The following is a 9,546-nucleotide window of genomic DNA, read 5'->3' on the forward strand; positions in this document are numbered from 1 at the left end:
AACGCATTGGGCCTCTGGGCCATGGCGTGCCTACCGGATAATTCACTCTCTACCCCGTGGTTGGGTTTGGCAATGAGCCCACTCGGCTCTTCCCGTCTTCCGGCGCCGGGTCCTGCCAGCGGCGCCGTTCCGGAAGAGCCACCCGTTGGAGGTCGTGAGCGGCCACAACACTTACTTGCGCGGCACGGACGCCGGCCTGGGCAGCCAGGGGGGTGACGTCGTCGTACCGTGACGAAAAGTGGGTCAGTACCAGGGTGTTGGCGCCGGCACGGCCGGCCAGTTCCCCGGCCTGCCCCGCGGTGAGGTGGCGGTACTGGCCGGCGAGCGCGGCGTCGTCGTCGCTGAAGGTTGACTCCGCGACGAGGAGGTCGACGCCGTCCGCCAGGTCCTCTGCCCCCTCGCAGGGTGCAGTGTCCATCACGAAGGCGAAACGCTGGCCGCGCCGGGGAATGCTCACGTCTTCCAGCCGGACGCCGGCGAGGGTGCCGTCGCGCTGCAGCCGGCCAACATCTGCACCGTGGACGCCGGCTGCCGCCAGGCGGTCGGGCAGCAGGGTGCGGCCGTCCGGTTCCGTCAGCCGGTAGCCGTAGGTTTCGATGCGGTGCTTGAGGGGCCGGATGTCCAGTCCGTCGGCCACCGTTCCGCCTCCGCCGTGCGGGTGAAGCCGCAGGTCGATGCCCGGAGAGCTGATGGACACGAGGGCGTGGACCACATCTCCGCCTGATGCCGGGTAGTGGAGATGCACCGGGTGTTGCACGCCGTCCAGTGCCATGCGGGACAGCACGCCGGGCAGACCGTAGCAGTGGTCACCGTGGACGTGGGTGAGGCAGATACGGGTGATCGACGTGGCTGAAACGCCGGCGTGGATCATCTGGCGTTGCGTTCCCTCGCCGGGATCGAAGAGCAGCCCTTCACCGTCCCAACGCAGGAGATAGCCGTTATGGTTGCGGGTCCGGGTGGGAACCTGGGATGCGGTGCCCAGGACAACGAGTTCACGCATGGCGTCTGCAGAACCAAAAAGCAGGTTCCGGGAGAGCCCGGGACCTGCTTCCTGGTTCGTGCTGGTTGCTAGTGCCGCTTAAGCATGCCCATGATGCGGTGGGCCATGCTGCCGGACCTGGCACCCATGGCACCGGCAGTGTTCGGCGTCCGGCCCGTGGTGTTCATCCCGCGGCCCCGGACCGTCCCGCCCGTGCCGGTCCTGCCTGCGAATCGTCCAGCGGCGTTCCTGATCATGCTTCCCAAGTTCATATGAAACTCCTTCAGTCTTGATCCTGCCAACCGATATTCATCAGTGTGCTTATTAGTTTAGCCCGGTTTCATGTATGGGCCAGAGACCGGTGCCCCCAATCATGAGATATGGGGCCTTGGGCGCTCCCGCCAGGTGCTCCCGGTCCTAGCGCTCCAGGTCGTCCGGCTCAAACTCGCTGAGCGGGGATCCGCCGAAGTTTTCCTGGTCATCGCTGGCGTCCGCTTCCCGGCCGGTGGGATCCTCGCCGAAGTCGACGTCCGCCACCGCCTCGCCCAAGGTGGGAGTAACTGCCGGGACCTGCTCATTCCCGGCGCCGTCGCGGGTGGCCGCCATGTCGTCACGCAGCGTTTGGTCGCTCAGGAAATCCTCCTCCTCGCGGGAGACTTCGTCCTGCAGCAGCGGATCCTCCTGCCAGCGGTCGGGATTGTTCTCGGCCGCGCCGGGGTAGCTGTCCGGCTCGCCGCTGGTGACTGGGTCAAGCTCCAGGGAGGAGGCCGCGCCGGGAGTTTCGTCCAGGAGCACGTCGTTTTCCTCGACAACCTCAAGCTCGTCGTCAGGCAAGTTCTGTTCCGTCATGATGATGCCTTTCTCGTGACCGGCTTTGCCAACAATAGTAAGCATACTGACGAATGGGGTGTCGTGTGAACCCGCCGCATGTGCCGGTTTAGTGCAGGAGCCAGGAACTGTCCTGCGGACCTTCGGGCTTCCGCCGCAGTTTGCGGACCAGGACAATGAAGGGCCAGGCGAGCAGCTGGAGCAGGCCCGCGGTCAACAACAGGCCGATGATCAGGACAATCACCGGTGAATAAAGCAGAAAGACTCCAACGGCGGTTGCGATGTATCCGCCAATGAGCGCCAGAACCGTTGAAGCGTCCAGTGCCACAGGGCATCCCTCGAAAGATTTGCCGGGGAACTCAACACCCGGCGAAAAGGTGGCCGCCTACTTCCTAACGGTCGTTCAAGCCTACTCCCCCGCCCCTACCGGCGGAAGAAGCTGCCCACGTGATGCCCTTAGTACTTAGCGCCCATGAGCGTGACCTTTGGCCCTACAAACCGCGGCGTCCGGGCGTCAGTCTTGTGGGTGACCCTGCCGCACACACCGTTCACTTCGTCCCAAACTGTCCACTACCCCATTCCAGGTCCGAGCCCATGAAAAAGACCCTTGCACTGATAATGCTCATCCTCGGGATCCTCCTGTCCCTCACTGGCCTTGCTGCCGTAGCTGGAGGCACCGTGGCCCTGGCCGTGGGATCCGCGCAGCGCGATGGCTACCTCACGGCCGGCACAGCCCGGCTTTCCGTGGCCTCTGTCGCCTTGACCTCACCGCGGCTGGATGCCATGGGCGAGGACGTTCCCGGCCGCGTTCCGTTCGACGTCGGCACGCTTCGACTGCGCGTAACCTCCGTCGATCCCGGCAAAGCTGTATTTATCGGCATCGCCCCGCAGTCTGACGTTGACAGTTACCTTTCGGGCGTTCACCGCTCCGAGCTGCTCGATGTTGAGCGCTCGCCCTTCCGCGCCGAGTACCGTGACATTCCCGGCTCCACCGCTCCTGCGCCTCCAAGCGGCGAGACCTTCTGGCAGGCTTCCGCATCGGGCTCCGGGGAGCAGGAGCTGACCTGGAACATTTCCGCAGGGAGTTGGGCCATAGTGGTGATGAACGCTGACGCCAGTCCTGGAATTGACGTCCAGGTGCAGCCGGCGTTCCGGTCTGACCTGTTTCGGCCGGCCGCCGCCGGGTTGCTCATCGGCGGAATTATCACCCTCGTGATCGGAATTCCCTTGCTGATTTTCGGGGCTGCCGGCCTCGGCCGGCATGCCGCGCCGCCTTCTTACGGATCCCCTGGCGGCGGCGGACCAGCGGTCGGCCCAATGCCCCCGGGCGGCCCGGAAATGACGGCAACACCAGGCGGTGCCATTCCGGGGGCAGCCACCGCGGGATGGGCACCTTCCGGAGGAGGCCAGCCCCCGGGGGCCCAGTCGCCGGGCGTTCAGTCTCCGGGCGTTCAGTCTCCGGTTCGGGATGTGTCCGCAGCAGTAGCTGACTGGGGCCCCTACCCTGCCCGGCTTACGGGTGAGATCGATCCCGCCCTCTCGCGGTGGATGTGGCTGGTGAAGTGGTTCCTGGCCATCCCTCACTTCATCATCCTGTTCTTCCTCTGGTTCGCGTTCGCCGTGACGACGATTTTTGCCGGCTTCGCGATCTTGTTCACTGGCCGGTACCCCCGGGCCCTGTTCAACTTCAACGTCGGCGTTCTGCGCTGGAACTGGCGGGTGGCCTTTTACGCTTATGCTGCCGTGGGTACAGACCTGTACCCGCCCTTCACCCTGGCCCGCACCAACTACCCCGCGGACTTCGACGTGGACTATCCGGAACGGCTCTCCCGCGGACTGGTCCTCATCAAGTGGTGGCTCCTGGCAATCCCGCATCTCATCGTTGTTGCCCTGCTGGCCGGAGCCACGTGGACCTGGGGCGCAGAAACGGGAGATATCGGGGCAACGTACGAAAGGGGAAGGGGCCTGTCCCTGCTGGGATTGCTGGTCCTGATCGCCGCCGTAGCCTTGCTCTTTACCGGCCGGTACCTGCGCCCGCTGTTCGATCTGATTCTGGGCATCAACCGCTGGGTTTACCGGGTGCTGGCCTACACGGCGCTGATGCGCGATGAGTACCCGCCGTTCCGGCTGGACCAGGGCCCCCGTGACATCGCGGCCGCGACAGCACCGGCAACCGGGCCGCCCTTCCAGCCGGTCCGTCCGCAGTGAAAGAATGGTTTCAAGTCCGCATGGATTGCCGCGCACCCGATGCGGGGGTTAGCCATAGGTCTGAGAGTCCACGCCAACGCGGGGAACCGGTTGGCACGAGGTCAGGTACTTCCAGATTTCGGAGCCGGCCGTCACGGTTCGGCTGAAGCTGCGGAGGCCGTACGCTGGGTAAGTGGTGGCTGCAGTAATTCTGGGGTGGAACCCAAAGGAAGAAAGTCGCTGGGACTACCGCGCCGTCGTCGAACACGTAGCGGAGGCCGGGCGGTTCCTCGAGCGGTGGAACGTTAGCCACAGCTTGGACATTTTCCCGGAAACGGAGGTCTGGCTCCTGCTTCAGGGCACCACTGAAGCTGGCAGCGGCCTGATTGGCCATGGGGTGGTGATGTCCGTGCACGCGGACGACCGCAAGCTTGAAGACGGCGGCGCCGTTGGCGGGTATGTCAGCATCGCTTTCGATGCACTGCTCCCCCTAGGAGAACAAATACGTCCCGACGTCCTTCGCGCAGCCGTTCCCGGCTTACGTTGGGACGGCCCGACAGAGGACCCCATTGCTGTCCCGCCTCCGGTGGAGGCAGGACTCCGGAAGCTGTGGCAGGAACAGGGGCCGGCGGCCACCAGGCATACCGGACTCGTTCCGGGTACCCACCCGCCGGCGGCAGTTATCAGGATCGAGGTGAACCGCTACGAGCAGGATCCTGATGCACGCCGTGTGTGCTTGGCATTCCACGGAACCTCCTGCGCAGCCTGCGGTTTCTCCTTCGAGGCTTCCTACGGCGAGGCCGGCACAGATGCCATTGAGGTGCACCATGCAGTGCCGCCCGTAATGCTGGGAGACGGGTACACACTGGACCCCGTAGCTGACCTGGTGCCGCTGTGCCCCAACTGCCACGCCATGGCCCACCTCGGTGTTGCCTCGCCCCAGACACTATCGGAACTCCGGAACATCATCGCCGCCGCCGGACACCTGCGGGGCGAAGTGGTCAGTGACCTTGCCCTTGAGGCGCAGGATGATGCCCGGCGGATCCTTGAGGGGCCGCACGCTATAAAAGACCCGGACTGAGGCAGGCGGCATGACGCGGAGTACGGAATACGGCGGTCCGCACTGGCGGCGGGTTGTGGCGGCTCTCGCCAACAGTGACGCACGGACCGCCTATGCGCAAATAGTCCTCGGCACAGAGTTTCCGGCAGTGCTTGCCGGGTTGAAGGATCAGCGGCGAAACCGGGCCGTTGCCGCCCTGCTTGACGCCGGGCTCGTGGAACGGGATGCCGCCGGCGAACTGGTGGCACCGGAAGCCATTTTCCGCGATCTTCTTGCCCGGCAGCCCCGGCGGCAGGCGAAGAGCGGAGTGGACCGCTTCATGCGGCTGGGGAGGATCGAGCGATATCCGGCGAACATGGCCGAGCGGCGGGAACTCCTGGCCTGGATTGCCCGCGAGGCCATCCAGCCCGGCGAAAACCTGACCGAAAAGCAGGTCAACGAACGGCTCCTCAGCTATACCGGCGACGTTGTCCTGCTGCGCCGCTACCTGGTGGACTTTGGCCTGCTGGAACGTACAGCCTCGGGATCCTCCTATTCCAGGCCGGAGTGAACGAGCGGGCGCTGCCCCCGACGCTCGCCACCATCACCGGCCTTGTGTTCCCCCTAAGGCGAGCACGGCTCTTGCCGTATTCCCCGAAGGTGGGGGCGCGCACCTGACGGCGCGCGCCGTCGTCGGCTGCTTGGGAAACATGGGGCCCGACGCGGGTACCCACGACTCAGTACGGTACTGACTGCTTAGTCCGCACCCAGGAAAACGGGCAGCACGCCGGCAGGCCGGCGCAGACTCAGCGTCAGGAAGGTCCGCGGGTGAAGTCTTCCGGGACCCACAAAATTCCATCAAATATCTGTAACTCAACACTCACATCGACCCCGCCGGGGTTATCCTCAAAATGCGTATCCAGTTGCGGGGGCATCCGGGCGGGGGGGCTAGGCGCACCCGCGGTGTGAGAGCCGCGGGCGAGTTTCATCATTTGCGTTCATCCCGGGAAACCGGGCGGATTTCAAAGGAAACGAGCATGGGCCGCCGGCACGCAGCATCTGACGTGAGTTATCCGCGCTGGATCTGGGTGGCCGCGGCGACCGCCGTGGCGCTCCTCATTGTGGGCGGCGGATTCCTGCTGCGGGCGGTGATCTTTCCCGGCGGCTCAGGTGAGGGCGGCAAATCGGCCGGAAATGGCAACACACCCCCGGCAGGCGAACCCTTGGAACAGGACTCTCCTGCCGCCGTCGCCGGAGCCTCACCCTGCATTCCCTTGAACATCCTTACGTCGCTGGAGAACGCCGACATGGTCCGGGCGCTTGCATCCGAGTACGCGGCGAAGCCCCGCAGCGTGGACGGCAAATGTGTGACGCCGGCGGTGACGCAGGAAACATCGGGAGCCGCCGCCCGCAAAGTGGCCGCTGGCTTCCCGGGCACTGCGTCCGCTGACAAACCCTCCATCTGGCTGCCCGACTCCTCCGCCTGGTTACATATCGCAAGGAAAGATGCCGGCGGCAGCCCTGTCCCGGAGGAAGGAACCAGCATCGCCCGCAGTGCGATCGTCCTCGCGATGCCGGAGACCATGACACGTGCCCTCGGCTGGGATACCAGCCCGCCGTCATGGTCTGACGTCTTCAAGATGGCTGGAGAGCAGGACGTCTGGGAGCGCCTCGGACATGGCGACTGGGGGAAATTCAAGTTTGGCAAAGCCAGCCCGCTCGTCTCGACCTCGGGCCTCATGGCCCTTGCTGCGTCCTACGGCGCAGCCGGCGGCAGCGTGGGCGGCCTGGACGGTACGGACCTGGACGCGCCGTCCCTGGTGGACAAGGTGCGCGCGGTGGAACTGGGAACCAGCCACTACATGGCCACCCCGGAGCATTTCCTGTGGCACGCCAGGGAGGCAGACAACGCGGGGAACGTTTCCGAGTTCCTCTCTGCCGTCATCGTGGACGAAAAATCTGTTTGGGACTACAACCGGGGCGTAGTCAGCGAGGACGGAAAAACGAAAAAATCCGGCGCCGCTCCCAAGGAGCCCCTCAGGGCAATCTACCCGCAGGACGGCGTGTACGTAGCGGACAACCCGGCGGCAATCCTTGAGGGAGACTGGGTGGGGAACCAGCAGCGCCTGGCAGCCCGGGACTTCCTTGCCTTCGCGGTGACAGAGCAGGGCCAACACGTTGTCCAGGCCTCTGGGTACCGGAGCATCCAGGGCAACCTGGATGCCGGGGTGGCAGAAACCGGACGGTACGCCCAGACGCTCCAGCCGCTGCCACTGCCCAAGGCGGATGCTTTGGTTGCCATGCAGGACAGCTTCCCCGAGGTGCGTAAACGGGCCAGGGCCTTGTTCCTGCTGGATGTCTCGGACTCCATGGTGCAGGAACCCGGAGTGACCAAGCTGCAGCGGGCCAAGGACGCCGTGCTGAAGGCACTGGACCATTTCACGGGTGATGACGAGATTGGTCTCGCCGCTTTCTCCCATGAAGGTGACGGCCCCCTGCAACCGGGCATCGTCAGCCCCGTGGCCCCCTTCAAGACCAACAAAGCAGATATCGTCGCCAAACTTGGCGAGCTCCAGGCAGTGGAAGCTACGCCTCTGTTCGAAGCCGTGAGCCGCTTTGCGGGAGATCAGGCCAAGGACTACAAGGACACCTTCATCAACACCATCGTGCTTCTGAGTGACGGCAAAAACGACACCCGCCACCCGGGGGACCTGGGCGGGCTATCAGAACAGCTGAGCCATCAGAACCACTCGACGCCGGTGCTTGTCTTTACGCTCGCCTACGGACCCGACGCCGACGTCCCCACTCTGCTGCAAATCGCCAGGGCCAGCGGTGCGCACTACTACGACGCCACCGATCCGACCAGGCTCGAAGAGGTGCTCGGCGAACTGGTGACCAGCTTCTAGGTAAGCACGAGGCTTCCTGCTGCCTTCGGCGCGTCCGCTTCGTTGGGCGTTTCCCTGTCGTCGGGCGTTTCTGCCAGCGACGTTTCTGCCAGGCCCAGCTCTGCCAGCAGCGAGGGATCGTCGAAGGCATCCGCAACACAGCGGATCAGCGCCGGCGGCACCCGGAAATGGGTGTCGATGGTCAGCAGCCCCAGTTCCGCGAGCTCCTCCAACCGTTCCATGGCTACCTGGGTCAGCAGTTCGGCCGCCTTCTTTTCTTCGTCGGGAGCGTAATCGGGTGCCGCCAGGACGCGTTCCACCAGCAGCGGTTCCGCGGTGGCCGCCGCCAGCAGGACGGATACCTGTACGGCTGCGATGGTGCGCTCCCAAGGCTCTTCAGGATCGAGCCGGAGCACGGCCTGCTCCAGGAAGCACGAGGTGAACACGATGAACTCGTCCAACTGCTCGGCCACACTGCCGTCCAGGAAGTGCGCGGGATCCTCGAACGGCACCACTTTCGTGGGCTTGACCCTTATCAGCTCGGCCGCCTGGAGTGTCGCCCAAATGTCGGCAAGCAGGGGCACCTCGTACATGCTTCGTACCGTGAGGACATCGCCGGCCGGATCCTCTTTCTTGGTACCGCCCTTGGCTGATACACCGACGCAGGCGGCCGCTTCTTCAATGTCCCGCAGGCGGAGGGCGCCCGTTCCGGTAACAGGCTTCCCGTCACCGATCCACTCCAGCAAGGCTGTGGCTTTCTGGATCAGTGGCAGGCCGCTGAAAACTGCCAGGGCCTGGTCCTCGGGAATGTCCGGAACCTGGATGGTCTCCTGTCCGTCTTCACCGCCGGCCAGGCCGTCGAAAAACTCCAGCACCTCGGCCAGGAGGTCCGCGGTCCCGGTCCAGCGGCCGGTTTCCGAAAGGAACTCGACGTAGCTGTGGACCGAGTCAACGATCAGAGCGACCTGTTCTGGGTCCACGACGTCGGGCGCTTGTGCGCGTGCGGCGGCCGAGACTTCCTCCGCTACGGCGTTGGCCAGGGCAGCCGGGTCGAGGCTCGTCATGTCCGGCGCGGCCGTCATCTCCAAGTAGCGGCTCATCGTGGGCTCCATCAGCTTCAGGTACTGCAGGGCCGCAGCCCCTGCCCCGGGCGTCCCGTCGTCGAACCACTGGACGTAGGCCGGCGCCAGGGCGTCCAGGGCCCGGCCGGCACGGAAAGAACTGAGCGAGACCGGAGCCTGGCGTCGCTTGTCCGCCGAAGTCTTGCCCGCGCGCCGGTTCTTACTGTTCTTGCCCAAGGGGTACCTAACTGCTGGAGAAATGTTGCTCGAACGACGCTACTGATTTCGACGGCGGCATGCCACTTTCGGGGGCTTTTTGCTCGGCTGTTCGAGATCCATGCAGATCCCTGCCGGTCTTTTGGGACGACCACAAGCGTCGCGAACGTCGAGGCAAAATGTCGTACCCCCTTGTCATGATGGGTCTATGGGGAAAGCGGCGGTAGTGAAGGCATTTGAGGACATCAATGCCGCCCTTGCCGTGCTCAATGCCGAGGCGGAGGGGTGTGGTGCGGAGCCGTTCTCGGATGCGGATCCACTGGCCGGGCTGGGAGATGGGTGCCTGGAAAT

General features: G+C 64.8%; 9 protein-coding genes. 4 read left to right on the forward strand and 5 right to left on the reverse strand.

All coding sequences use genetic code 11. The features are described from left to right. Positions 1–49: 49 nt before the first annotated feature. The 4 genes from AC3A4Z_RS03285 to AC3A4Z_RS03300 form a co-directional block, all read right to left on the reverse strand. On the reverse strand, positions 50–1,000 hold the full coding sequence (locus tag AC3A4Z_RS03285; RefSeq protein WP_498710016.1) for a ribonuclease Z: 951 nt from the start codon (positions 998–1,000) through the stop codon (positions 50–52). A gap of 68 nt (positions 1,001–1,068) precedes the next feature. Continuing rightward, positions 1,069–1,251 carry a hypothetical protein gene (locus AC3A4Z_RS03290; RefSeq protein WP_493968920.1) on the reverse strand — a complete coding sequence of 61 codons (183 nt, stop codon included), beginning with the start codon at positions 1,249–1,251 and terminating at the stop codon, positions 1,069–1,071. A 145-nt stretch (positions 1,252–1,396) separates the two neighbouring features. Then, entirely contained in the window at positions 1,397–1,828 is a 432-nt protein-coding gene (locus tag AC3A4Z_RS03295; RefSeq protein WP_498710018.1) for a hypothetical protein, read from the reverse strand. A gap of 88 nt (positions 1,829–1,916) precedes the next feature. Then, positions 1,917–2,135, reverse strand: a complete 219-nt coding sequence (locus AC3A4Z_RS03300; protein ID WP_498710020.1) for a hypothetical protein — start codon at positions 2,133–2,135, stop codon at positions 1,917–1,919. Between the two features lie 266 nt (positions 2,136–2,401). On the opposite strand from AC3A4Z_RS03300, the gene AC3A4Z_RS03305 reads away from it, so the two are divergent. From AC3A4Z_RS03305 to AC3A4Z_RS03320, 4 genes are all read left to right on the forward strand, one after another. Next, a complete protein-coding gene (locus tag AC3A4Z_RS03305) occupies positions 2,402–4,015 on the forward strand; it encodes a DUF4389 domain-containing protein (protein WP_498710022.1) in 1,614 nt (537 codons plus the stop codon). Between the two features lie 172 nt (positions 4,016–4,187). Next, positions 4,188–5,075 (forward strand): HNH endonuclease, encoded by an 888-nt coding sequence (locus AC3A4Z_RS03310; protein WP_498710023.1) that lies wholly within the window; start codon positions 4,188–4,190, stop codon positions 5,073–5,075. Between the two features lie 10 nt (positions 5,076–5,085). Further along, positions 5,086–5,604 carry a DUF2087 domain-containing protein gene (locus AC3A4Z_RS03315; protein WP_498710024.1) on the forward strand — a complete coding sequence of 173 codons (519 nt, stop codon included), beginning with the start codon at positions 5,086–5,088 and terminating at the stop codon, positions 5,602–5,604. A gap of 466 nt (positions 5,605–6,070) precedes the next feature. Beyond that, complete coding sequence (locus AC3A4Z_RS03320; protein WP_498710027.1) at positions 6,071–7,939, forward strand: vWA domain-containing protein; 1,869 nt, start codon at positions 6,071–6,073, stop codon at positions 7,937–7,939. Here AC3A4Z_RS03320 and AC3A4Z_RS03325 read toward each other — a convergent pair. After that, positions 7,936–9,216 (reverse strand): hypothetical protein, encoded by a 1,281-nt coding sequence (locus tag AC3A4Z_RS03325; protein ID WP_498710028.1) that lies wholly within the window; start codon positions 9,214–9,216, stop codon positions 7,936–7,938. The two genes, AC3A4Z_RS03320 and AC3A4Z_RS03325, sit on opposite strands and share 4 nt — an antisense overlap. Between the last annotated feature and the right edge of the window lie 330 nt (positions 9,217–9,546).

Source organism: Arthrobacter sp. Soil_C_49, from assembly GCF_057656635.1.

What these genes read in the sequence shown, in the direction of transcription:
- AC3A4Z_RS03285 (WP_498710016.1), bottom strand. Translation starts at nt 1,000, where the DNA reads ATGCGTGAACTCGTTGTCCTGGGCACCGCATCCCAGGTTCCCACCCGG.
- AC3A4Z_RS03290 (WP_493968920.1), bottom strand. Translation starts at nt 1,251, where the DNA reads ATGAACTTGGGAAGCATGATCAGGAACGCCGCTGGACGATTCGCAGGC.
- AC3A4Z_RS03295 (WP_498710018.1), bottom strand. Translation starts at nt 1,828, where the DNA reads ATGACGGAACAGAACTTGCCTGACGACGAGCTTGAGGTTGTCGAGGAA.
- AC3A4Z_RS03305 (WP_498710022.1), top strand. Translation starts at nt 2,402, where the DNA reads ATGAAAAAGACCCTTGCACTGATAATGCTCATCCTCGGGATCCTCCTG.
- AC3A4Z_RS03315 (WP_498710024.1), top strand. Translation starts at nt 5,086, where the DNA reads ATGACGCGGAGTACGGAATACGGCGGTCCGCACTGGCGGCGGGTTGTG.
- AC3A4Z_RS03320 (WP_498710027.1), top strand. Translation starts at nt 6,071, where the DNA reads ATGGGCCGCCGGCACGCAGCATCTGACGTGAGTTATCCGCGCTGGATC.